This window comes from Quyinboa sediminis, from assembly GCF_042219855.1.
Lineage (GTDB): Bacteria > Bacteroidota > Bacteroidia > Bacteroidales > UBA5342 > JBHJHP01.
The window spans coordinates 146,963-173,024 of the sequence record NZ_JBHJHP010000003.1; the positions used below are offsets into that span (position 1 = coordinate 146,963).

Here is a 26,062-nt window from a genome sequence, read left to right on the forward strand (position 1 = left end):
TGCCGAATAATCTAAAAACTGTAAACATAATTCAGTTCTCCTTTTGTTTCTTTAAATGATCCTGATCCGGACTGTAACGCCTTGTTGTTATGAAAGTAAAGTCGTGCACTCAGACGCTGATTTTTTTTAATCCTGTAGGTCAACCGTGTATTGAAGGTTGAAATTCTGTTGTTCTTATTGTCATCTATTTTAACCGTCATGACAGATTCTGACACAGACAGGTTCAGTTTATTTTTGGCAAAGGACCTGGAAAATGATATGGACGGACCATTATACACATTTTTCTGCAGGCTGTTGCTGAATGCCGTATGGATATAGTTAATGCCAGTGTTTATTCCTGTTTTTGTCAGTAAGAAGGTATAACCAAGGATAAAATTCGACGTGTTGAAATCTGTAAATGAGGAGGTGTTCACGTTATCATCGGTGAGTTGCTGGTAATTGTAATTCATTAAAAATGTATGAACCATGGTTTCTTTTTGAAGCATATAATTTTGGGTGATCCCAAGATTCTTTGTAGACTGTGAAACCTCCAGCATGGTATCCAGGGGAGAAAATCCTGATTTCTGTCCGATGCCGTAATTGGAATAAAAGGCCGATACCGAATAGTTTTTGGCCGGTAAAGCTGAAATATTCAGGGAACTTATGGTTCTTCTTGTGGTCACTTTTTTGGTGTCCTTCAGGTTATCGTGCTGAAACCCGAAACTGGCAGATATATTCAGTTTATTGCTGAATAACTTTACTTTAGGCTCCAGGGTTATATTCTGCAGGTCATTCAGAAAATAATAGGCTCCCATGCTTCTGAATCCCGGGTCAATCCGTTTAATCCGGAATTTTATCCCGTATTTTGCTTCCTGATAGGACAGGGAGGACTCAAATGCCGAACCAAATTCCGTGGTGGTTCTGTTGGAAAATAATCCCGATAATGAATTTACAATAAAACCACCCGATGTATCTTTTATGGCTGTTCTGAAGTCAGCGGTGTAACTGCTCTGCGCATATTCCAGTTCAAAAAACAGATGATCGCTTATTCTCTGATGCGTGGTCAGTCCTGCTACCATATTTTCCGATGGCAGAACATTGTAATTGGTTGGCACCGAATCCAGTGAGTTCAGTTTATCCGTAGCCCGTAAAAATAACAGATCCACAAAATTATCTTTGCTCCCGTAGCCAGCTTTGATTATGGTGCCGTTTCGTTTAAAGGAAGGTATCTGTACTTTACTGTTAAGGTCATCATCCGGTTTTTGTTCAATGGCCTTTAACAAGCGTCCATGTATAACAGCCAGACGAAATTTTCCGGGGGTCAGCTCAAGGCCAGCTCCACTGATGGAGTGGCCGGCAAGCGTATATTTTGACCAGTTCAGGCTTTGATAACCCAGGTAAAGTTTCGCCCATTTATAATACGGGGTGATGCCAAACTGATTCAATGGTTGACGAAATTCCCTTTGTTTGTCTGTAAGGAGAAATGATACCGGAGCTGAAATGCCAAATGCCGAAATTTCAAAATTTCCTCTGAAGAGGTAGGAAAAAGGTTCGAATGAAGCTGTTTTGCCATCAACATTGTAAAGGATGGCAGAGGCACCAAGTGAACCTTTGATGTCTATCGGCTTTTCGTTTTTAATATTCTGAAGGTCCTGAGCCTTTATAATCTGAATCGAATAAAAAAAAGCCAATAACAGCAGGCTGTCCGACAGCCTTAGGTTTTTAATCTTCATGTTATAAATAATTACAACATATCAGCATTAAATGCCGGATTTTAGGGGTATAGGTACAAGTAAATGGTTTTCAGATTGAAAATCCTTACGCTCATACCAGCCACTTTCTGATATAAATGTATGACATTTTAACCAAATTTAATACTTATTAATGAAAATGAAAAAACATGTTTACCGGGACATGGGGCAACTCAATGGATCGTAACCCGTTGTCTTAAGGTTTTATCAGATGTCGTTATTTCCCAGATATAAACACCCTGTTTAAAATGCATCCGGTAGGTTGAATTCGGGGCGTTTAATACATCCTTAAATACATTGACGCCCTGAAGATTATATATTCTTAATACTGCATCCGGCTCAAACTGATCATGAAGATCAATGGTTATGACATCTCTTGCAGGATTAGGGTATATATGGATACCTGTATTTTGGTATGGATTGCGAACTGAAACCGTTCTGCTGCAAATTGTATTGACATTGATGCTATGCTCAAAACTGACGTATGCAGGTGACATAGTCGTCAGTTCAGGATCATCAAGCTCCAGGGTGCTTTCATAACTTGTTGTGCTGAGATCACGGGTTTTAAATTCAACAGGTGATGTATTGCAGGATGAATTCCCTGCTGTGTCTGTAACAATAAAATAAGGACCTGTTGTGGCAGTTTTTCTCCCTGCCAGAAGATAGGTGTTTCTGCCGGTTTCCATTGGCATGGATAAGGAAGCAAACGGACCATTACCGTATTCTTTAGCCCAGATAATATTTCCGTTCACATCCAGTTTGAGTGTAAATGAACGGATATCCTCATAGTTCAGAATTCTGCCGGAGACTAAAATCTGGTTATTAAGAATAGCTGTGATGCCAAAGGCCTGCTGAATCTGGACGGGTTCCTGCTGTATTTCCTTCGTCCAGACCGGATCACCGTTAACAGCACTGACGCGCATGAAAACCATGTGGGTTGCATTGGTGGCTACTGAATCCGCAATATTTCCTGAAATTACCAGATCACCATTACCAAGCATTGCAATGTTGGTGGCTGAGGCATCAAGACCTTCGAAATCATATTCTTTGAACCAGTTATAACCCGTTGTTCCGGTACTCAGAATATAGGCGCCATATGCATTGGTTGTCGTGTTTCGGGTGTTTCCGCAGATGAAAAAGTTACCTGCTCCGTCGCTTACCACATCATCAGGAACAGGTCCACCGTTAAATTCCGGCTTAGCTATGCGGATCTGGTTTAGTATGCTTCCATCTGATTTGGTGTGGATAATTTTTGTGGGTTTCCCCGATACGCCATAGCGGATGATCAGGACCAGCGAATTATCAGACTGCTCAAAAACACCAAGGGTGGCATCATCATATGAATTATCGTATAGCATATGCCACAGCACATTCCCGTCACCATCAATTTTGTACATGCTGGCGCCGTAGTAAGTTGAAAAATCAGTTCTGGTTGTTCCCCCAACTATAAAATTGCCATCCTGTAGTTTGGTTAAAGTCCGGAAGTTATCCTTTTTCAACATGTTGTAGCTTTTACACCAAAGCGTATTCATTACGGAGTCCATTCTCAGCACTATGGCATAGGCCGTGTCGCTGGTAGCCGGTTGTGCATAACCGCAGGCCATGTAGCCCCTGTCCGGAAGCTGTACCATATCCGTCAGGTTGACCAATGATCGGGAATAAAGTTCTTTTTCGAAGAGGTGTTGTGCATTTAAAGTGAGTGGGAGCAATAATAAAAAGAGTAATTGCTTTTTCATAAGAATGCATTTTATGATGTCCACTGCCGGCTTTTGCGTTCAGCAGCCGGTAGTATTTAAACAATCAGGTTAACATATAGTTTGATGAAGCGTTTAAATGCGTTTCATTATGCACATACGGTTTGGTTTGAAAAACAAACATTTGGTGTATATTCCTGATGACCTTGTGTAACTTTGTTGGAGCAGGGTAGATATGTAATGGCCAGGACGAAAATTTCTGTAGCAAACGCTGAATCATTATTTAAGATACGATCAGACGCTATGACCAAAGTGTTAGAACGTATTTAATTTTTATCTTTTATCAAATTTAAGGTAAACTCTAATACTCTGTCTGTATGGTTTATATCATCTTCTATTGAGTTCCTTACTATAAAATCAGGTATTACGCCCCGTTGATTATCTGCACCACAAGCACCAAATGCCTGTTCCCATGAGGTCATAATTTTTAACCCTGTATCCGGAAGTCTGAATATGTGCACATCTCCAAAGTTCACGGTTGCGCCACCTGTTTCTTCTCCTATTATGGTGCCTTGTCCGTAACACCTGTATGCTGAAGCAAACCCCTGTGCAGCGGAAAATGTTCCGTTATTGGTTAATAAATATGTTTTCCCTTTGTATCGTAAAGGAAGTTCTTTTAACTGGCGCAATCCCGGAATTAGTGTGTAAGTTTCCCCTGCCTTAGCATCTTTAATATATGGTAACTTCTTTTTCACCTTTCCTGTAGCAATAAGCTCATTACTTACTTTTACAATTGCAGAATCAATATCATTATGCGGTTGGTTGAAAATATATTGTTCAAGCCATGCTGTTATAATATTATATCCTCCGCCATTGTCCCGTATATCGATGATTAAATGTTCAATCCCTTTATTTTTTAATTTGCTGAACGTTGTTTTGTAGAAGCTTTCATAGTTTTTTAAGTCCATACAGCTAAAAAAGCCAATATATCCTGTTTCAGGTGTCAATTCCCTGTAAATTAATTTTTGAGGTTTTTGAAATTTTGACTTAAAAAAATGAAACATATTTGAGGCAACACTTCCGTTCACTGTTTTTTCATGGATTTTTTTACTGTTATATTCAATGTATTTAATTTTAAAAGGCTTGAAATTATTCCATATACTGATGTTGACAGGTTTGGTTATCAGATAATTTCTAAAGGCTTCATTTTCATAGCTTACCAGCTTACTCCATTCATCAATGACCTGTTTAATGCCTTTATTATTGATCTCAATAATTTCTGAACCAGGCGGAACAGAGCTTAACAACGATAGATTAGTTGTCACAAAAAGTCTGTCATCTATAATTTTTGTTTTATAAGGGAAAGTTCTTCGAAACATAGATTTTGACGCTAGGAGATTTTCCATGGGTCTGGTATGACCGGTCCTGAAATGTGAGGTTAAGCGTGCACAAACTTTAAAAAATTCCAGTTCAGAAACCTTTTCCGGTAAATTATTTATTTCATTGCTGTATTCAATTAAGAAGGAATCTTTGGGTATCACATGGTAAATATCCGGATGAATATGTTCCAATGATCCAATCATATAATTCAAGTCATTGATGGCAGTTTTTTTTGAAATGGGCTTATCCTGCATATAATAGACCAGAAAGCCAAAGCAAAATAAAATTGTGAATAGATGCCCAAACACTTTACCTTTTAAGAAATCCTTAAATCGTATTTTCCTTCTGATGAAATATTCAATACTTATAACAATTATTGTAGGAATCAACACGAAGAGGTATAAAAAAATTATATCTGTGAGTGTAAACATTCCACTTGCTATCATATAAATAACGAGGAGACCAAGAATGATTGAGGTAATTCGGATTTTCCACTTCATTTTATAAAATTTAAGCTATTGAAGGTTAGTTGCGTTTTTCCATTTACTTCGTTAAAATAAACAGATTTAAAACTTCTGTTGTCCGGTAAAAGCTTCACAGATTCCTCGCTTCACCCGGAATGACAGGCAGTTGCTGGCTGTTAGGCTGGTGGATGGGTTGGTTTTCGAATCTGGAACAAACCAACCCATCCACCAGCCCCATTTGAACCTAAGATACTGTCATTCTGAGCGTAATAAAATGAAGCGAAGAATCTTTAATTAATATTGGTTTTTTAACCGGACAGTAATGATTACAAACTTTCTATTTTTACAAATAACGAAACTTTAGAATGAATATACGACTAAAATTTAGTTAATTCAACAATTGGTCTGAAGTACAACCTTGTCATATAATGACGATTAAATGCCGTTTAAATGTCTTTCATTTGGTACGGGATTCACCTTGTCGCTCCAAAGCCCCGGGGCGTACAAACCCAGCCATACCTTATACCACGTGTTGTTAGTTCGTACTTTTAGTTATTCTTCACTGATTCAAAAAAATTGACTATTTTCGGAAGAGCTGAGTCCCAAATACTAATATGGTCAGCATTTTCAAATTTCATAAAATTAAAGTCTTCAAATACGTTTTCGGCTAAATTTTTTGTCGTAATAATATTATTTAAAATATCCTGATGCTCATTAGAACCTGTAACAAGTAAAACAGGTAATTCAGTGTTGTTATTAATTTCATCTTTTGATAACCAAAGAGCAGTTCCCCCAATAGGAGCAATAGCTCTAAAGAATTTATGATATTTTAATCCGGTCTGCCATACTAAATCACCACTATTTCCACCACCTGTTAGGAAAATTTCACGATCATTTATGGAATATAATTTCTTAATCCTATCGATTGAGGTGAAAAGTTGCAAGTCACGATCCTCATTATTTCTGAAATTGCCCACACACAGGATAATCCAGTTTAATTCATCTGCTTTATTTTTCAGGAATTCCTGGTTGTTGAAAAAAGCATCAACCTCCATACCCATAGGGAAAACCGCAACTAAAGGATATTTTTTCTCAGGATGGTATTTTTCCGGAATATAAATTCGATAGTAGTTATCAATATTATCTATTGTAACAGATTGTTTTAAATCACCAGTCAATGTATATAATTTTACATTATTCTCAAGTAATGAAAGGTATTTCCGGATTAAATTAATATCATTTGGATAATTAATTTTCCCCATATAGTCTTGTTTGAACGCTCTGTTATCCCATACAAATAGCATTCTTGCAATAGCTGGAAAATTTCTGGCAAACCCTTCATAACCATTTTGTTCTTTTTTTAAACTATGCTGCATATAACTAAGTGATTCAATTACTGTTTTGTTTTGAGCGTCAGCATCGTTTAATTGTATCCGACTAAATTGAGTTTCAGTATTTGCATATAATTGATTGAGGTTTTTGACGGCCAAAAATGTATAAGGCGCTTCAGGAAGAGAATCTCCATCCGGGGTTATTAGTTTATAGCCAATGTAGTACAAACCTTCTTCTTTCAGTTTAACAGGGATATTAAGATTATAGTTTGTGATCTTGTCTATATTGAATTGAAATTTCTGAATGGCATTCCAGGCATTATCCCTTAAAATAAACCGGGCTTTATACGTCCCTGATAAAGGTTCCCCTAAATCAAAAATTGGCTCAATGTTTATCGTGATAGTATCTTCCAGATCCGATATTCCTTGTTGAGGCATTATTCGTAATGCGCCAGCAACTTCATAATCTTCAATTTTATAGTCACGGTAGTGTAATGCGATTGCCTTTAATGTATATCTGTAGGCAAGATATTTTTCATGATTCTTTTTTGCATTATTGGCCTGTTCCAATAGTTGTTGTACACGATCAGAAACGGCGACATTTTCGCTCATTAGCCGGTCAATGGTACGTGGAAAAGCGTTAACGATCGGGTTATAATCAATTGTTCTAAGTTCATTGAGTTGTTCACCCCTGATAACTAAACAGGAAGAGGTGTCCGCTATTTCCTGACCAAATATTCCATTGAATACAAGGAAAGAAAGTATTATTAGCATTGTAAACCTCATAATTAATATATTTTATATTGGTTTATTGAATTACCGAATTTATTTCAAATATCAAATTGACGAATTAGCCCAATGATCAATAAAAATATGCTGTTTTGTAGTTTGTTAGCATTAACCAGAACGTTGTAGTCAATCACTATTAGATATAATCAGTATATCATTTTGAATGTTGTTAACAATATTCCGGGGATATGCCATAATATTCGTATATTTTTAAGTTTTTCTTATAATTGATCATCAAATTTATCAAATCCTAAGTTCAATTTTAATAATCAGGTTTTATCTCAATCTATTGCTACAGCTTATGAGGTTTTTACCTTGGCTCTTTTTTAAGTGTTCGGTATTTATATTTTTGTTATTGATTCCATTGTTTTCAAGTCGAATATAAGAATTTCGTTTTTGTCAGTTTTGTCGTATTTCCCATTCGAGTTTGAATCATATTGCCCTGTTATTGTAATCGTTCCTGTTTTTTCATTGGTAGTCCATGTCCGAACAAAAAATCCATTGTCAGTCAATTGTGTTTTAGATTCTCCATCAGTTGAAAGTATAAAAATCTGCTGTGGGTCACTCCAATCAATTCCTTTATCACCGTCGAGGTTAATTGTCCTTGCAACTAAAATAATCTTGTTAATGTCAAGTTCTTCAATTTTTATTTGTTCAACTGACCGAATGTACGAGTCTTTTGGTAAATCAATCTGTTTAGTTTTTCCGTCTTTAGTGTTAATGAAAAGAAGATATTTGCTTTTAGTTTCAACTTTACCTCTGTTTTCAATTGAAGCGATTACGTATTCAGTCCCTTTTACTTCTGTTAATTTATCAAAGCTTACATAGTTGTATTTATCCTGTCCAAACGCAAATCCGGAAATTGAAACCAGTAAAAGAATCAGTAGTTTTTTCATTTTGTATCGGGTTTTGAATTATTTGTTTTTAAAAGTCGTTTCCTGAAAATCAGAAGAATCGTAATCAATAGAACACAAATCAGAATCCATATTTTCATTCTTGCTATTGATTCACATAAATCACTTCCAGTAACTAAAGAAATACAGTCTCCTGGATTATCAGTTTCATATTTGAGGCTGACTATTGTATTAACAATTCCCAAAATATTCAATAGAATTCCAAATACAAACAAAATCAGTGCGATATAGTAAATAGTTTTTCTCAAATCTTGCTTATTTATAACAGGTTCTTAGCTGACTCATAATTATAAATTGTGTAAGTATTGGTCCTGATTTATCGGAATGTGATACTTTTCTGCATCACCGTCACAAAGCTATGGCGGAGTGAGGTCAAACTGTAATATAGTGCGAACCGGACTACAGCCTTTGAATTTACTACTTTCTCGCCCATTTTGTATTTTCAATGTTATTGTGACTTGTTTCCTCTTTTAATATATTGTCAAAACATTTTTTGAGTATGGAAATGTTCTTATCAGGTCATTTTTATCTAATTCAATTTTTTTCTTTTTAAGTTTCTTTAAAAGTTTATCGTGAATATCAGGTTTGTCCAATTTTAGATGAAAAACGTTTTGACGTCCAGTTTCTCTGTTTCCAATAAAGTTTCCTAGGTAATAAGCTTTTCCTTGTTCAAACTCAAGTACACCAAAAAAATCAGACATTTCTTTTGACTGATTGATGTAAGTCGTGCTTCCCAACGGGATTTCAATTTTTGAAACGACATATTTCCCCGGTTTCAAATTCTTAAACATGCTGTGAGGGGAAATTGGTCCTAATGATTCTGATTTAAATGATTCGTTAGATTCAATGTTTTTCAATGTCATTATAATACCATATCCTTTTTGCATTGCACCGTGAGTTGTCATGGAAATTGATACAAATGCACTTCTTTGAATATTGTCTGGAGACCAAGATGTCAGTAGTATAAGAATTATTAATAGTCCTGAGATGTTATTGATTTGTTTTATCATCTGTTTTATTTTCTTATGGTTTGCGGTCATTAATTTTAATTCACTACAACGGACAAGTTTATGCAAATATAGACGATTGCAGGCTTCGGACCGATCGAACTTTTACTGAATTAAAGTGGGCTAATAACCTTAATTTTACTGCTTTCACGGCTATTGTTTTTAAACATTGTTTTGGGCTTTTTTTATCACTTCCGAAATTTTATTAACCCATTCTTTTTGTTTCGTGTAGTTCTGTGGTAATGGATGATAATACGCATATTCAAATCCCTTCTTTTTCAGTCCAATTGGTGTGATTTTTCCGATTTGGTTAACTGTCAATTTTGCTAATTCAAACAAGTTCTCATTAACACCCCAAGCAAAAATCACTGGTACATTTTTCATAAAATATTTTTCGTAATCGTGGTTTCTTTCCAAGTCAAAAATAGAATGAGATATCTTATGTCTTTTCAGTTCCTCAATCTTTTTATAAAAAATAGAGCTCTTCGGTTCTCTAAGGTCTGATAAGTTTAGAATACGTGCAAAATCAAAATTACAATTATTCATTACTCTCATAATTTGGTCTTGTGTATTGTCTGGAATTGCTTCTGTTTCATTATTATTGTTTTCATTTCCATTTAACGGTCTTGATGAACCTGGATTCATCATAACTACAATCAAATCAGGAATCACTTGGTCAGAATTTATTCTTGCAATATTTAAGAACTTACGAAAATTATAACCATTCTTTTGGTAAAATAGTCCCGTAATTTTGAAATTTTCTCTCATAAAAGATTAAATACAAATACGGATAGACAATTTTAATCTATCCGTATTTTACAGTTAGATACGTTACTTCTTGCCACCACCTTTAGAACTTCCGCTTGATTTTCCACCACCCGAAGACTTTCCTCCACCAGATGAGTTATTACTTCTGCCACCGCCAGATTTTCCTCCTGTTGTTGAGGGCCAACCACCAGCATTGCCTTGTCCTGATTGTCCAGTTTTTCCCATAATATTAAAATTAAGTTTAGTACCTACTTCTGTTTTAAGTCTCTTTTCGGTTTATTCCGACTATACATGTATTGGAGTTTAAATTGCCAAACGATTATTTGCAAGTCGTTGCGGACTTCGGAGCTCGTTCCTGTCCGGCAGGACGGAACGATGTTGCGAGAATCCAGCATACGATACCGCACGAACCCCGCAATGCAATTTACAATTTGTTAGGGGCTGGCTTTTTTTATTCATTTTGTTTTCCCTTAATTACTCTTTTCAGTTAAATGTTAATTCGTCTGTATTAGAAAAAATAACAAGTCTTTTACATGCTCTGGTAATTGCAACATAAAAATGCTTTTTGTTTTCAATTTTATGTGCATTTAAGATTGCAACAGTATCAAATTCTAGTCCTTTAGTTAATAAAGTAGTTCCAATACATTTCCCAATTATTTTTCTCCCAACTCTTCTTAATATATTTTTATGTCTAATCATAGCTTCATGGACACTTATATTTTCCGTCCCTGCAATGTCCAGTGCTTTACCGAGGGAGAATATCATGTCTTTACGATAGCATTTAACACCCGGAAGTTGCATGATTTTCATAATGATTATTCTCAGTTGAGAGTATTTATTTTGGGGGTGAATGCCATCAAGCAAAACTTGCAATTCTTCAATCAATTTTTTCGAAGCTATTTCGGTTTTTCTTTTAAAACCTTTCTCATTGAACCAGACATCAAGACCAGATTTATTAAAGAGGACATATGATAAATCCCTTACCAATAATATGTCTATTTCTTTGTCCCAATCATCAATACTTTGTGAAATTGAATATGAATCCTTTTCATCAATTGATTCAAGTAAACTAAGCCTATTATTAAACGACTGAACGATTTTTAAACGCGGTGCTATTGATGATGTTATTGGATGAATTATCAATAAGCTTTCTTCATCAAGTAGGTTCGACAACTTGTTTCGGTATTGTGTTCCTGGTTTAAACCAGTCATTTTCATTGCAAATGACTGATTCAATATTATTGTATTCTTTAAGTTTTATCGTTTCATCTTTTTCAAGCCTATTTCTAATATCTTTTAATTCTTCTCCTAATTGATTTTCATTGGCATTATTCCATCTCCAAGGTGTAGTTAATGGCTGAACTTTCTCAAATTCTTTTAAGTCATTGTCAAAATCTACTAAGTCTCCATTAAAATCAAAAATGCCTTGCAAGGGGTCGCCCAAAATATGAGTTGGAATTATAGAAGATAATTCGGCAATCATTTGATGTTGAACATCCGTACAGTCTTGATATTCATCAACAAATAATCCCTGATATGAATATCGTAATGTTTTTTGAATTGTTTCTATTTTAAACAATTCTGTTGCTTTTTCAACCACGAATGGGTAATATTCGTTTGAATCTTCTTGTTTTGGTATATCGTCATTACAATAAAATGATAAGGTGTATTTTTGTGCAAATCCAGTGATTGTTTCTAGTTGATATTTGGAAGTAGGAATTTTAAACTTCCTAATCTTCTCCTTTATTGACGCAATGCCTGCATGAGTATGTGTTAAAATAAGCTGCTTTTCATTTTCAGGAGTACCAACAAGGCATTCTGCTAATGAATGGGTTTTTCCAAAGCCAGCTGGAGCAATGAGTAAACTTTTCTCTTTTGATATGAATTCTTCGATACTCATTCGTTTATCCAATTTGAGAGATTATCATATTCTGTATTAAGAGTTGTTCCATCTAAATTGGGCAAAGATTTAAACCAATATTTTCCAATTATCTCACCGTGGTCAATACGCTTATACCAACCATGCTTTTTTGACTTTTTGCCAAGCAATAATCTTATCTCATCATTTTCTTCTCCAAGTAAGTCTTCAATTGTCTCTTTTCCTGTAACATCCAAAATACTTTGTTCCGATTTTTCCTTTATTGCATATTTAACGAGTTTCTTTATTTTGCTCCATGGGAGGTCTGAAAAGACTTGTTCTTCAATTGACTTATTTTCATCGCAATCAACAACAATTATCCCTTTATCTCGTAAGTCTTCCTTTTTATCATCAATCTCTTGTTTGTCAGAGTCACAAAAAGCACAAACATCAAAACCTGCTTTTTTAAACTTTAAACAATAATTAATAAAATTATCACCGTTCCCGTCAACATAAGCCACTCCTAATACTGAAAGGTTATCTTCATTATTCTTGATTCGATAATTGTTTAGTGCTCTACAAATTCCAACTTCTGTTGCTCCTTCGCAAACGATAACTCTTTTTGCAAAAAAAGCTTCTGGATTATTCCTTAAACATCCTTGAAAGTCTTTTTTGAAAGAATAAAGTTTTTCTGAATTGTTGTTTCTTAAAAAGATATGTTTTGCAGAAAGTTCGACTAAAACATTATTGGAATGTGTCGTAAAAAATACTTGCCCCTCATTATTATCTTTTAAATATTTTGCAAGGAATTTAGCCCTATCAGGTTCCAAACCTTGTTCAATTTCATCAATTAGAATTATTCCACCTTGCTTCGCTAATTCTAACTGAATGGCAATTGACAATAAGCGCTTAGTTCCCTTGCCTTTTAATCTAAAGGGAATATTTCCGTTATGAAGTGAAATGCTTCCCTCTTTTATTAAAGTGTTTTTAAAATCAACAAATGCTTCTAAGTCACCAGAGGATAAACCTAAGTTTGACGCAGCAGATTTAATATTATCGATAACTGTATCAAAAGAACTGAAAGACTCAGATTTTTTGATACTCTTTTTTGCTTTTCTATTGGCTTCCGTAATAATTTTATCGGTATCGATTTCAACCTCTAATTGTTTTAATAAGGAATAAAGAGGATTTCCTTTACTCCAACTGAAATGTCTGTCAAGATAATCTGAAACAATAAACACATTTAATCTTGCTCTATCATTTGCTCTAATTTCAACATCATCTTGCTCTCTTTTATTTGTTACATACCACCTTGGCTCTAAATCATTATTAACAACTAATTTAATTGTAAGTGCATCTTGGCTGTCTTCAATGTCTTCTGTTAGTATGTCATCAATTACTTTATTGTCCTTGTTTATTAGTCTTTTATATAGTCCAAACTTTGAATCAGATAATAATTCTGTTGGAAGGTCATACAGGGTGACTTCAATCTTAATTGAATTCTTTATTTTTCCATTATGGAAATCGGTATCATAAAAACTATGATTCCAATTCGGAGATAAAACCGTTGATATTGCATTTAAAATAGTTGTTTTTCCTGAATCGCCTCTGCCGATTAAGCATATTAAATCATCACTTTTAAAAACATGTTTGAATCTTTTCAGGCATCGAAAATTTTTAATCTTAAGAGTGTGGATTTTAGCCATTATCAGGTGTTTTTAATTATTTGTATGTCGATTCAGCTTTACTGTTTTTAAGCTTGCCCCTAACGGTCACTTGTAAGTTGTCGTTGCGGATTTCGAAGAGCGTTCCTGTCCGATAGGACGGAACTGCGATGCGAGAATCCAGCGTACGACACCGCACGAACCCCGCAATGCAATTTACAATTTGTTAGCGGGTCGGCCTTTTTTTGTTATCTATAAACATTTCGTGCTGATTCAGTTATGTCAATTGTCTTTCCTTTTTCTCTAAGCATTTGCCTTAACTGTGACCTATTAAGTTGTTTTTCTGCTCTCTTAGGTCCTAGCATTACTTCTTTTATTTTTAATGGAAATTCGTTTTTGCTCAAGTCAAATATGACCATTGGATTTACAATAGAATAAGGTTCGGCGATTATCCATTTTTTTTCTCTCTCTTCCTTTCTGTGTATGTATAAAAGTCGTATTTCACCTTCGTAATTGTATTCTCTTGGCTTGAAAAAATGTCTCCATACATATAGCAAAACAAACTTTATATCAAAAAAGAGTTCTTGCCTAACTCGTCTTATTATTTCCTTGATAAAAAGTAGTTCAGGATGTTGATTTTGTTCATTAGCATACTTTACCATACCTAAGTAAAATCTTTGACTAGTTTTCAATGTTGCTTTTGTTTCAAACTTTATACAAGCCCCTTTAGCGTCATCGCCATAGAGCCGCCATTGCATTAAATCGTCATAATGAATAGTGCAAGACATTATAAATCGTCTGTTTATGGCAGATATTGATTGTGGTGGTAAATCCCAAAAATTATCGTCCGTGTCATTTAAATAATTGTCAATATAGTTAGGTTCAGTTGTGTCATTCATACCTGGAAGTCCTAACATCGCAATAGTTCCGTCATTCAGAATTTGAAAAGCTCTATTAAAAGCACAATAACGATAAATTGTTTCAGGAACATCATTATCTAGAAGCTTTACAAAAAATTGATGTTCAAAACTGTCAATATCTGTTTTGCCGCCTTCAAAAAACAAAGCATAGTCAGAGGATAATTTTAACTCTCTTGTCACTCTATTAGAGTTGTTTTTGAATAAGTCAATTAGCTTTGGGAATTGATTATCCTTTTCTATTTGTTCTTCAATTATTTTTGCTACAGCCACTTTAAGTTTCCTTAGGCTGTCCATTGAAATCTGTCGAGTTAAACGAGTAACAAAACCCTTGGTATCGGTTTTAATTCTCTCTTTCGGATTTGTAAAACGGTCAAAGAAATAGAATGTTAACCCGTCAGTATAAATGAAATACCTTACTTTAAATAAAAAGTAAAAGTCAGTCGTAAAATTTGTAATTGCTCTATTTAATGAATTGGATGATTTGATTTCTATTGCAGCAATGTTTTTCTTTCCTGCTTTGATAATCAAGTCAGGTCTGTAACCGTCAAAACGTTTTTCAATAATAAATTCGAACGTTTCGTCACCATAACTTTTGTCACTTAAAAGTGATTTTAAAAGTTCGATTATTTCTTTTTCATTCATAGTTTATAGTTTTCTTTTAGGCTGCCCGCCAACGTTCCCGCAGTATGCTGTCGTGGCAGTTTCTTTCCGACGGGAAAGGAACTGTCAGGACGAAATAGCCCGACTGCGAATGTTGAAATATTTTATTTAAAAGTACTGCCATGCAGTATGACTGCGTGTTGTGTGCTGGGCTTTCTTCTTAATCATCGCTATATAACTTTTTAAATGTTTCAATATTCCAACCTGGATAACAAGGTGGTGAATTATTTTCTCTTTTTAATTTTCCATTTTTATATTTTCTATAAATTTTGGGATTAAAGTCTGAATCGAAAATAAACCAATCTCCATGCTTTTTACCATTCCGCCATGTTCCCTGACTTCGTATATATCCATAATATTTAAAATTAATTTCAATACCTTGCTTCTTCCCATTTTTATACTCAATAATTTGTTTTAGTCTTTTATTAGGATAGTAAAAGAGTTGTCTGCCATTAAATTGATTATCACCATTTTCATCAATAAAGTAGTTGATTTTATATTTTATGTCTCCATTTGGGTAATAGGCTTCTTGTCTATATAGACGTTTTACATAAACATATTTTGCTAGGTTTATTTTATCAAGATTTAAGGAGTCAATAATTCTAAAATATTCAATATTGTTTGACTCATTTAAAGTCACAATTATTGTGTCATTTGATACAGACCATTTCCCTTTTTCATATTCATAAGCTGATTCATAAATTGGAGTGTAATGCGCTGTCGAATCAGGAAAAAGTCTTAAAAAGTATCCATGAACAACGCCGCAAGTATGAGACCAATATTTACCGCTGAAGTCTGTTTGACTATAAGTGATATTTATTTTGCATAAGACAAATATGACAGATATAATAATTTTCTTCATTTAATTAAGATTTGATTACTAGTCTTCATAGCCTTGCACACAACTAGTATATATACCGACAATTATTCGGTTTTTTGTATGTATAGCGGGTATAAAACCGACAATTATCTGCTTTATTTTCTGTGATGTTTTCAAACAATCTTGCATGGCAGGTTATATCAGAGTGTATCCAAGAGATACAGGTTCTTTTCATTTTGGTGAGACTAAAATACATAAAAAAGCGATACAACAGACAAATTGGATGAGTAGAAAATAAAACATACCGGATCAGGTTTCCGGATTTGCTTTACGAACGTATTTAATGCATGGTTTAATGATGAATCACCTGATGTATAAGCACGCATGTAAAAAATGGCCCTGCATTGATTCAACATATCAAACTCTTTAGTACATTTGTACCAATGATTTACCTCAATTTACATATCATCCAGAATAATGCCAGCGGCAAAGGCCTCTTTGAATGCCGCATGTATTATAATCTCTGATAGCGTTCCCATCCGGAACATTTCCTCTTTTCCGTTTTCGATCTAATTCATAATTCGTAATTCATAATTCGTAATTAAATTGTCAGGTATTATTTATGATATAAAGCGTTTCGCTGTTCATGACGGACCCGGAATCCGCACTACCGTCTTTTTTAAAGGATGTCCGCTCCGCTGTGCATGGTGTCATAACCCCGAAAGCATTGATCCGAGACCTTTGGTGTCAGACAAAAAGATTATTGTGGACGGATGTGTGATGAATGAAACGGAGGAAACCGGCCGGACCTGGACGACAGAAGAGGTGATGCGTGTTCTGGAACGTGAAGCGGTGTTTATGGAGGAATCGGGTGGAGGTGTCACCTTCTCCGGAGGCGAACCCCTGCAGCAGACCGGTTTTCTGGAAGACCTGCTGATTCACAGCAAGAAAGAGGGCTATCATACGGTTGTGGATACATCGGGTCAGACAGCCTGGTCAAATTTTGAACGGATATTGCCCATGACCGACCTGTTTCTGTTCGATCTGAAACATGTGGATTCCGCAAAGCATGAAGCCTTTACAGGAATTCCCAACAGGCTGATATTAAAAAACCTGGAAAACCTGGCGGCGAACGGAAAAAGAATCAGGATCCGTGTGCCTGTTATTCCGGGATTTAACTATTCTGCAGAGGAGCAGGAAAAGATCGCATCGCATATTAAAAAGTTTAACGGCAGTGTGGAACAGGTGGATTTGCTGCCCTTTCACGCCATTGCAGCGCATAAATACAAACGATTTGGTATCGGGAACCGCATGGAAGGGATCAAATCGTTATACGAAGAAGATTTGACCGACATCGTCGGGATATACACAAAAGCAGGAATTTTAACCACTATTGGAGGATAGGCAAAATGAATGAACGCATTTCTAAATTACGCACACAAAGTCTGGATGCCGTAAACCGGCTTAATCCGGAAAGGGCGCTTTTAGTCACTGAATTTTATAAGAAACCGGACACAGAAAACCTGTCCGTTCCGGTTCAGCGGGGTAAATGTTTTAAATACATCGCTTCAAACAAACACCTTTGTATTAACGAAGGTGAACTTATCGTCGGAGAACGTGGTCCGGAACCAAAGGCTACACCAACGTATCCTGAGATCTCATTGCATTCGCAGGAGGATCTGGATATTCTGGATTCAAGGCCAAAGGTGTCATTTAAAGTAAGTGATGATACACGAAGAATTTACAGGGAAGTGATCACACCATTCTGGGAAGGCCGGACCAACCGTGACCGTATTATGAATGCCTTACCTGAAGAATGGCATGCGGCATATAAGGCCGGTATGTTTACTGAGTTTCAGGAACAGCGCGCACCGGGTCATACCGTAGCCGGCAAAAAAATATGGCAGAAAGGCATGCTGGATCTTATAGAAGATATCCGGCGTTCTGAAGAGAAATGGCAAACGTCTGATGATCCGGGTTCTGCAGAAAAGCTGGAAGAATTAAAGGGCATGAAACATGCAGCAGAGGGATTGATTGTCTGGGCGGAACGCTATGCCAATGACCTTAATGAACTGGCGCAAAAAGAAAAAAATGAGGCACGGAAAGCGGAACTGTTGGAAATGTCCCGCATCTGCAATAAGGTTCCGGCTCATGCTCCGGAAACCTTTCATGAAGCCTTACAGCATTACTGGTTTATTCATCTGGCGGTGATCACAGAGCTGAATCCCTGGGACTCGTTTAACCCCGGACGTCTGGATCAGCATTTGTTGCCCTTTTACGAAAAAGGCCTGGCAGACGGGTCACTTACCAAAGAACGGGCGATTGAACTGCTGCAGGCATTTTGGGTCAAATTCAACAATCATCCTTCGCCACCAAAAGTCGGGGTAACTGCCCAGGAAAGTAACACATACACCGATTTTTGTCTGATTAATGTGGGCGGTGTAAAGGAAGATGGTACCGATGCCGTAAATGAAATGTCGTATATCCTGCTGGATGTGATTGAGGAGATGCGCCTGCTGCAACCCAGTTCCATGGTGCAACTGAGCAAACTGAATCCGGATAAGTTCATTGAACGGGCTGTTAAGATCGTAAAAACCGGTTTTGGTCAACCTTCCATTTTTAATACGGATGCTATCGTGCAGGAACTTACCGCCCAGGGAAAATCGCTAATCGATGCCCGTAATGGTGGTGCCAGTGGCTGTGTGGAAAGTGGCGCGTTTGGAACAGAGGCTTATCTGCTGACCGGCTACTTTAATATTCCTAAGGTGCTGGAAGTAACACTGAATAACGGTGTGGATCCCAGAACCGGAAAAACAATCGGGCTGCAAACGGGCGATCCGAAACATTTTGCCACGTTTGATGATCTGATGGAAGCATTCACAAAGCAGCTGAATTACTTCACCGACATTAAAATTAAGGGCAATAACACCATTGAACAGGTCTTTATAAAACATATGCCTGTACCGTTTCTTTCACTGATTATCGACGATTGTATCGATAATGCCATGGATTATAATGCCGGCGGTGCACGATACAATACGTCATATATTCAGGGTGTGGGTATGGGAACCATCACCGATGCGCTGACGGCTCTGAAAGTGCATGTGTACGATAAACAGTCCCTGTCAATGGAAGCGTTCCTTGCGATACTGAAAGACAATTTTGAAGGCCATACAGAGTTTTTGTATGAACTGCTCTATAAAACACCAAAGTATGGCAACGATGACGATGCTGCCGATGATCAGTTGCGTGATGTATTCGAAATATATTATAGTGCGGTCAATGGGAAGTCCAACAGTCGCGGTGGTTATCACCGGGTGAACCTGTTGCCAACTACCTGTCACATCTATTTTGGTAGCGTGATCAAGGCACTGCCGGACGGACGTAAAGCGGGAGTGCCGCTTTCTGAAGGGATCAGTCCCGTTCAGGGCGCTGACCGCCAGGGACCAACATCCGTCATTCGCTCGGCAGCCAAGATTGATCATTTGAGAACCGGTGGTACATTGCTGAACCAGAAATTTGCACCGGCGTTCTTTAAAGATGATACGGCCATTTCTAAAGTGGCCGCTTTGGTGAGGAGTTACTTCAGGTTAAACGGTCACCATATTCAGTTTAATGTGGTGGATGCCGATACCCTGAGGGATGCACAGAAAAAGCCACAGGATTACCGCGATCTGATCGTACGCGTGGCGGGTTACAGCGATTATTTCAATGACCTGGGTTACGACCTTCAGGACGAAATTATCCGCCGCACAGCCCACGAAGGCGTTTAAGATGTTCTCCTTTTATAAAAGAAGATTCCGATGAACTTCGGTAGAGGTTTTAATATACGGCCCCTTGTTCCAGCGAGGGGCTTTTTTCGTTTTAGCGATAAGTGAGAATGATCATAGTTACACTTAACCAGGGTTTTCGATACCTGAATTTCTGATCCTTAAATACTATCACCCGTTCCGGGTTTTACTTTACGTCATATTCAGTTGCTTACAATAATGACATCCCGTTGGGATTCAGTTTAATATACCGATGGATTGTTGCGAAACAAGAAAACCCGAAGGGTTGATATTCCTGTAACTACCACCTTACGTTGATGAAAAGTAATCCTGAAAGGATGGCAGAATAAACCAAAGGATTTCAATATTATACTATCACCCGTTCCGGGTTTTACTTTACGTCATATTCAGTTGCTTACAATCATGACATCCCTTTGGGATTCAGTTTAATATACAGATGGATTGTTGCGAAACAAGAAAACCCGAAGGGTTGATAATCATGTCGCTGCCACCTTACGTTGATGAAAAGTAATCCTGAAAGGATGGCAGAATAAATCAAAGGATTTCAATATTATACTGTCACCCGTTCCGGGTTTTACTTTACGTTTAATTCGTTTGCTTACAAGCATGACATCCCGTAGGGATTCATCTCAATATACAGATGGATTGTTGCGAAACAAGAAAACCCGAAGGGTTGATATTCCTGTAACTACCACCTTACGTTGATGAAAAGTAATCCTGAAAGGATGGCAGAATAAACCAAAGGATTTCAATATTATACTATCACCCGTTCCGGGTTTTACTTTACGTTTAATTCGTTTGCTTACAATCATGACATCCCGTTGGGATTCAGTTTAATATACAGATGGATTGTTGCGAAACAAGAAAACCCGAAGGGTTGATATTCCTGTAACTACCACCTTACGTTGATGAAAAGTAATCCTGAAAGGATGGCAGAATAAACCAAAGGATTTCAATATTATACTATCACCCGTTCCGGGTTTTACTTTACGTTTAATTCGTTTGCTTACAATCATGACATCCCGTTGGGATTCAGTTTAATATACAGATGGATTGTTGCGAAACAAGAAAACCCGAAGGGTTGATATTCCTGTAACTACCACCTTACGTTGATGAAAAGTAATCCTGAAAGGATGGCAGAATAAATCAAAGGATTTGATTATTTCTATATTATTCGATCACCCGTTCCGGGTTTTACTTTACGTCATATTCAGTTGCTTACAATCATGACATCCCGTTGGGATTCAGTTCAATATACAGATGGATTGTTACGAAATAAGGAAACCCGAAGGGTTGATATTCCTGTAACTGCCACCTTACGTTGATGAAAGATAATCCTGAAAGGATGGCAGAATAAGCCAAAGGATTTTATTATACTATCACCCGTTCCGGGTTTTACTTTACGTCATATTCAGTTGCTTACAATCATGACATCCCGTTGGGATTCATCTCAATATACAGATGGATTGTTACGAAACAAGAAAACCCGAAGGGTTGATAATCATGTCGCTGCGATCATGTTATGATGAGTGTTAATCCTGAAAGGATGGCAGAATCATACATCGGCATCACGCCAGCCGTTTCCCGTCGAGTCCGCACATGGGTTTTACGGGCGTGATTACAATGGGCACATCGCACACCGGACAGAGGTAGCGCTCGCAACCGGTACAGGCAAAGCAGTTGGAGCAAATTACGGTCAGATCCTCCTTATGAAAAGAATTGCCGCACTGCGCGCATGTTATTTTTTCTTCAACCTTGTTCACTTTTTTACTGCATCAAAATCGGGGTAAAGTAAATACTTTTTCCGCATCAACAGATAAGCATTTAAATCAGCCTGCCAGCTTTCCGTTATTTGTGCTTCAGTTTGTCCTGCCTTGACCTTTTCAATAAAATCAGGATCACCCATCAGCATTTCAATCCATTCGGGGCGTTCGAGATAAGCTGTGCTGTCATTCGAGATTCTCAGATAATCAAAGAAGTAGTGCAGGGTAAACTTTGGCGGATCAATGTTTCGCAGATCCATCCCATAACACCGTTCGTTTTTGTGTTTAGGATTCATGGCCATGCCTTTAATGGATTCCGGTGTAAATGTGAACGATCCGTACGTTGAATCGGGATAACCAATCACCTGGAACGGAAACATGGTTCCGCGTCCGACACTCATATTGGTTCCTTCGAAGATGCAGAGCGAAGGGTATAAGCGTACTGACTGATAATTGGGCAGATTGGGTGATGGTTTTACAGGAAGTTCGTAGTGCGTATTATGATCCCAGTTTTTAATCCGGATCACCCGTAAATCGCACTGCAGATTGTCTTTCAACCAGCCTTCGCCGTTGATCATTCCGGCCAGTTCACCCATCGTAAGGCCGTAAACCACCGGTAAAGGTAATATTCCGACAAACGATTTAAGGTCCATATCCAGTACGGCACCGGCCACATAATCGCCATTGGGATTAGGCCGATCCAATACAATGATTGGAATATCATTTTCTGCACAGGCTTCCATTACATAATACAGTGTAGAGATATAGGTGAAAAACCGGACTCCAACATCCTGCAGATCAAATACCACAATGTCGATGTTTTCCAAATCTTCCGGTTGCGGTTTTTTATGCGATCCGTATAACGATACAACGGTCAGCCCGGTCCTCGGATCAACACCATCTTTTACCAACGCCCCTGCATCTTCATTTCCACGGAATCCATGTTCGGGACTGAAGATCTGTATTATATTGATATCCAGATCCAGCAGGGAATCCGCCAGATGCGTTTGGTCAATAAGCGATGTGTGGTTAACCACCAATGCTACAGATTTTCCTTGAAGTAGAGGCAGATATTCCAATGTCTGACAGGCACCGGGTCTGATCTCCATTTGTTGATCCCTGCAGGAACTCACAAAAGGGAATAAAAGCAACAGCATTGTTGTGATAATAATATTTTTTAATTCCCTGAAAGGATTATTTCCTGAGGGAAGACTTACCCCTTCCCCGCGTGTCGCAGAGGCTTTAGCGGAGGAACAAGGGGGCTGAGGGGCTGGAAGGCAATTGGTATTTGCTCCCTGAAAGTATATTATAATCAGTTTAAAAAATTTCATATCAGAATTTGAATGCTAAAAATAATGAAAAATTGCCAGCTGCTCAATCTTCCCAAAGGCTCTTTTGGCTTTTTATTTTACCTTTGCACACTGAATCTACAGGCTTTGAACAGATGATAGATACCTCTGTATTTCAGAAAAAAAGGGTAAAGTTTCATACACTTGGGTGCAAGCTCAACTTTTCAGAATCCTCAGCCATTGGTACCACTTTAAAGGATGCAGGCTTTTTAAGCGCTGCAAAGGGGGAGCCGGCTGATCTGGTCGTGATCAATACCTGTTCTGTAACAGAGCTGGCTGATAAGAAATGCCGCAATGCCATTCGTTCTGAAATCCGGAAAAATCCCGGTGCTTATGTAGTGGTAACGGGCTGTTATGCGCAGCTAAAACCGGAAGAAATAGCTCATATTGACGGTGTGGACCTGATCCTTGGATCTAACGAAAAATTCAGAATGCTGGATTTCATTGATCATATGGAGAAGGAAGAGCGGGCGATGGTTCATGTAAGTAAACTGAAGGATATTGAAGCATTTTATCCATCCTATTCCGGTTCGGACAGGACCCGGTGCTTTCTGAAGATTCAGGATGGTTGCGATTATTATTGTTCCTACTGCACCATTCCTTTTGCACGTGGACGCAGCCGGAGCAGTAGCGTGGCAGAAACCATAAAAACGGCTGAAGAAGCGATTCGTGAAGGAGCCAAAGAAATCATACTGACCGGTGTAAATATCGGAGATTTCGGAAAAGGGAGTGAAGAAAGCTTCTATGCCTTTTTAGTAGCTTTGGATAATATTGATGCGGATGTCCGCTTTCGGATTGGTTCGGTTGAACCCAACCTTTTGACTGATGAAATCATTGACCTGGTTGCCGGTTCAACACATATTGCCCCGCATTTTCATATTCCGCTGCAGTCCGGTTCAGATGACGTCCTTAAGCTGATGCGCCGCAAATATGATACGACGCTTTTTAAAAACAGGGTTGAAACGATTAAACGTAAGCTTCCGGATGCATTTATAGGTGTGGATGTGATTGTGGGCGTAAATGGCGAAACACAGCAGAATTTTGAAGAAGCCTACAGCTTTATTACTGATCTTGATGTTGCTCAACTGCACGTTTTTACCTATTCCGAAAGGGAAGGTACACAGGCATTAAAGATCGAAAATAAGGTGTCTTCAGCTGAAAAAAAAGTCAGAAGTCAGCGTTTACAAATGCTGTCAGATAAAAAGACGCAGGCGTTTTATGTGTCTCAGGCCGGAAAGGTAAAACCGGTTCTGTTTGAAAGCCAGAATAATGGTGGTGTGATGTTTGGATTCACCGATAATTATATAAAGGTGAGCTATCCTTACACTGCTGAACTGATTAATAAAATAATACATGTAAAATTAACCGGCATGGATCATATGCATGAGACGATGTCGTGCAAAACAATATAAACTATGGATTATAAAAGCTTATGTGACCAGGTAGTTGAACTTGTAAGAACAACGGGCAGTTTTATTATGGCTGAACGCAAATCGATGACCGGAGACGATATTGAGGCAAAAGGGAAAAACGACTTTGTAACCAGATTTGATAAACTTTCGGAAAAAAAGCTTGTCAGTGGACTCAGCGCTATCTTGCCTGAAGCCGGATTTATTGCCGAAGAAGGAACTTCGGATAAAAAGGGCGAGGTATTCAACTGGATCATTGATCCAATTGACGGAACCACAAACTTTATGCACGCTTCACCACCGTTCAGCATCAGCGTGGCCTTGCAGGAAAATGATGAAATAGTGATCGGTGTGGTGCTTGAGATGTTCAGCGATGAGTGTTTTTACAGTTGGAAGGGCGGCAAGGTTTATATTAATAATACAGAGGTTTCCGCATCAAAATGTACAAAACTCAGCGATGCACTGATTGCAACAGGTTTTCCTTATAAGGCCTTTGGATTGCTGGAAAATTTTATGGCTTCCCTGATCTTTTTTATGGAATACTCGCATGGCGTGCGCCGGCTTGGGTCTGCTGCCATGGATCTGGCTTATGTGGCAGCCGGCAGATACGATGCCTTTTATGAATACAACCTGAACCCATGGGATGTGGCAGCAGGAGCTTTCCTGGTTCAGCAGGCCGGAGGAAAAGTGTCGGATTTTAGAGGTACCGATGATTACCTGTTCGGGAAAGAGATGGTGGCTGCCACAAACGGTGTATATCCGGAGTTTTTTGAAGCCGTCAGTACTATCATGAATAAAAAATGAAAGCAGTAGGCTTTTATATCTATCTCATATTATTCCGGCCCTTTTTGTGGCTGCCGTTGCGGATGTGGTATATGCTTGCCGATGTACTGTATGTTGTAATGTTCTACGTTGCAGGATACCGTAAACGGGTGGTAGCTAAAAACCTTAAACGGTCTTTCCCCGAAAAAGATCCGGAATGGTTACATGCTGTAACGAAAAAGTATTACAGGCATCTGGCCGATTATTTCATTGAATCGCTTAAACTGGATGCATTCAGTAAACAGGCCCTGAAAAAAAGGTGCACATTTCAGAATCTGGAACTGATTTCAGATGCGAATAAAAAAGGAAAAGATGTGATTATTTTCCTGGGGCATTATGCCAACTGGGAATGGATAACATCCATGCCCTTATGGAATCAGAACCTGCATTGTTTTACGGTTTATAAACCCCTTAAGAATAAATATTTCGACCGCTATTTCCTGAAGATCAGGCAGCGTTTCGGGGTGACTCCGATTCCGATGAAACGGTCGGCCCGCGAAATCATTAAGTTTCATAACGAGGGAAAGCGCAGTGTATCGGGACTGATAGCGGACCAGAATCCGGGTAGTTTTGATGTGCGGTACTGGGTGAAATTTCTGAATCAGGACACAGCCGTTTTTGAGGGAGGAGAGAAAATTGCCCGGAAAATAAAGGCGACAGTTGTTTATATGAAGATGAAAAAAGTTCGTCGTGGTTATTACGAGACAGAAATTATGCCTATGTTTGACGATGCATCACAAACAGCGCCGCATCAGATAACCAGAAAATATTTTGAATTGCTGGAAAACGATATAAAGGAGAGACCAGAACTCTGGTTGTGGTCCCATAAACGCTGGAAACGTAAAAAACCGGAAGAGGTGATAGCGGAGACCTTAGAACAAGTAAAAAGTCCCGAAAAATAAAATTTGTAATTATCGGGATAAAAAGTCA

General features: G+C 37.9%; 19 protein-coding genes. 5 read left to right on the forward strand and 14 right to left on the reverse strand.

What is annotated here, in order from left to right:
- Window positions 1–11: 11 nt before the first annotated feature.
- From ACE1EF_RS08630 to ACE1EF_RS08690, 13 genes are all read right to left on the reverse strand, one after another.
- Window positions 12–1,712, reverse strand: coding sequence for a hypothetical protein (locus ACE1EF_RS08630; protein WP_375720245.1), 1,701 nt, complete (start codon window positions 1,710–1,712; stop codon window positions 12–14).
- 191 nt (window positions 1,713–1,903) lie between these two features.
- Window positions 1,904–3,466 carry a T9SS type A sorting domain-containing protein gene (locus ACE1EF_RS08635; RefSeq protein ID WP_375720246.1) on the reverse strand — a complete coding sequence of 521 codons (1,563 nt, stop codon included), beginning with the start codon at window positions 3,464–3,466 and terminating at the stop codon, window positions 1,904–1,906.
- A gap of 284 nt (window positions 3,467–3,750) precedes the next feature.
- Window positions 3,751–5,304, reverse strand: coding sequence for a S41 family peptidase (locus tag ACE1EF_RS08640; RefSeq protein ID WP_375720247.1), 1,554 nt, complete (start codon window positions 5,302–5,304; stop codon window positions 3,751–3,753).
- A gap of 512 nt (window positions 5,305–5,816) precedes the next feature.
- Window positions 5,817–7,385, reverse strand: coding sequence for a hypothetical protein (locus ACE1EF_RS08645; RefSeq protein WP_375720248.1), 1,569 nt, complete (start codon window positions 7,383–7,385; stop codon window positions 5,817–5,819).
- 344 nt (window positions 7,386–7,729) lie between these two features.
- Window positions 7,730–8,284, reverse strand: a complete 555-nt coding sequence (locus tag ACE1EF_RS08650) for a hypothetical protein (protein WP_375720249.1) — start codon at window positions 8,282–8,284, stop codon at window positions 7,730–7,732.
- The gene (locus ACE1EF_RS08655; protein WP_375720250.1) at window positions 8,281–8,550 is read right to left on the reverse strand and encodes a hypothetical protein; all 270 of its coding nucleotides are present in this window, start codon (window positions 8,548–8,550) and stop codon (window positions 8,281–8,283) included. The genes ACE1EF_RS08650 and ACE1EF_RS08655 overlap by 4 nt, the downstream gene beginning before the upstream one ends.
- A gap of 222 nt (window positions 8,551–8,772) precedes the next feature.
- Window positions 8,773–9,342, reverse strand: coding sequence for a hypothetical protein (locus ACE1EF_RS08660; protein ID WP_375720251.1), 570 nt, complete (start codon window positions 9,340–9,342; stop codon window positions 8,773–8,775).
- 129 nt (window positions 9,343–9,471) lie between these two features.
- Window positions 9,472–10,077 (reverse strand): DUF1643 domain-containing protein, encoded by a 606-nt coding sequence (locus ACE1EF_RS08665; protein ID WP_375720252.1) that lies wholly within the window; start codon window positions 10,075–10,077, stop codon window positions 9,472–9,474.
- A 63-nt stretch (window positions 10,078–10,140) separates the two neighbouring features.
- Window positions 10,141–10,302 (reverse strand): hypothetical protein, encoded by a 162-nt coding sequence (locus tag ACE1EF_RS08670; RefSeq protein WP_375720253.1) that lies wholly within the window; start codon window positions 10,300–10,302, stop codon window positions 10,141–10,143.
- A 258-nt stretch (window positions 10,303–10,560) separates the two neighbouring features.
- Complete coding sequence (locus ACE1EF_RS08675; RefSeq protein WP_375720254.1) at window positions 10,561–11,976, reverse strand: UvrD-helicase domain-containing protein; 1,416 nt, start codon at window positions 11,974–11,976, stop codon at window positions 10,561–10,563.
- Window positions 11,973–13,640, reverse strand: coding sequence for an ATP-dependent nuclease (locus ACE1EF_RS08680; protein WP_375720255.1), 1,668 nt, complete (start codon window positions 13,638–13,640; stop codon window positions 11,973–11,975). Before ACE1EF_RS08680 ends, ACE1EF_RS08675 begins: the two co-directional genes overlap by 4 nt.
- Before the next feature lie 206 nt (window positions 13,641–13,846).
- Window positions 13,847–15,160, reverse strand: coding sequence for a DUF2971 domain-containing protein (locus ACE1EF_RS08685; protein WP_375720256.1), 1,314 nt, complete (start codon window positions 15,158–15,160; stop codon window positions 13,847–13,849).
- A 178-nt stretch (window positions 15,161–15,338) separates the two neighbouring features.
- Window positions 15,339–16,040: a toxin-antitoxin system YwqK family antitoxin gene (locus ACE1EF_RS08690; protein ID WP_375720257.1), complete on the reverse strand. Its 702-nt coding sequence runs from the start codon at window positions 16,038–16,040 to the stop codon at window positions 15,339–15,341.
- A 564-nt stretch (window positions 16,041–16,604) separates the two neighbouring features.
- On the opposite strand from ACE1EF_RS08690, the gene ACE1EF_RS08695 reads away from it, so the two are divergent.
- Together ACE1EF_RS08695 and hypD are read left to right on the forward strand one after the other, a co-directional pair.
- Window positions 16,605–17,402 (forward strand): glycyl-radical enzyme activating protein, encoded by a 798-nt coding sequence (locus tag ACE1EF_RS08695; RefSeq protein WP_375720258.1) that lies wholly within the window; start codon window positions 16,605–16,607, stop codon window positions 17,400–17,402.
- 5 nt (window positions 17,403–17,407) lie between these two features.
- Window positions 17,408–19,771 carry a trans-4-hydroxy-L-proline dehydratase gene (hypD, locus tag ACE1EF_RS08700; RefSeq protein ID WP_375720259.1) on the forward strand — a complete coding sequence of 788 codons (2,364 nt, stop codon included), beginning with the start codon at window positions 17,408–17,410 and terminating at the stop codon, window positions 19,769–19,771.
- A 1,777-nt stretch (window positions 19,772–21,548) separates the two neighbouring features.
- Here the strand turns inward: hypD and ACE1EF_RS08705 are convergent.
- Entirely contained in the window at window positions 21,549–22,883 is a 1,335-nt protein-coding gene (locus ACE1EF_RS08705) for an exo-beta-N-acetylmuramidase NamZ family protein (RefSeq protein WP_375720260.1), read from the reverse strand.
- Window positions 22,884–22,996: 113 nt separating this feature from the next.
- Here ACE1EF_RS08705 and mtaB point away from each other — a divergent pair, with 113 nt between their 5' ends.
- Genes mtaB through ACE1EF_RS08720 form a run of 3 tightly spaced genes read left to right on the forward strand, consistent with a single transcriptional unit; the run spans window position 22,997 to window position 26,034 of the window.
- Entirely contained in the window at window positions 22,997–24,313 is a 1,317-nt protein-coding gene (mtaB, locus tag ACE1EF_RS08710; RefSeq protein ID WP_375720261.1) for a tRNA (N(6)-L-threonylcarbamoyladenosine(37)-C(2))-methylthiotransferase MtaB, read from the forward strand.
- Between the two features lie 3 nt (window positions 24,314–24,316).
- Window positions 24,317–25,114 carry an inositol monophosphatase family protein gene (locus tag ACE1EF_RS08715; protein ID WP_375720262.1) on the forward strand — a complete coding sequence of 266 codons (798 nt, stop codon included), beginning with the start codon at window positions 24,317–24,319 and terminating at the stop codon, window positions 25,112–25,114.
- On the forward strand, window positions 25,111–26,034 hold the full coding sequence (locus ACE1EF_RS08720; RefSeq protein ID WP_375720263.1) for a lysophospholipid acyltransferase family protein: 924 nt from the start codon (window positions 25,111–25,113) through the stop codon (window positions 26,032–26,034). Before ACE1EF_RS08715 ends, ACE1EF_RS08720 begins: the two co-directional genes overlap by 4 nt.
- Window positions 26,035–26,062 lie beyond the last annotated feature (28 nt).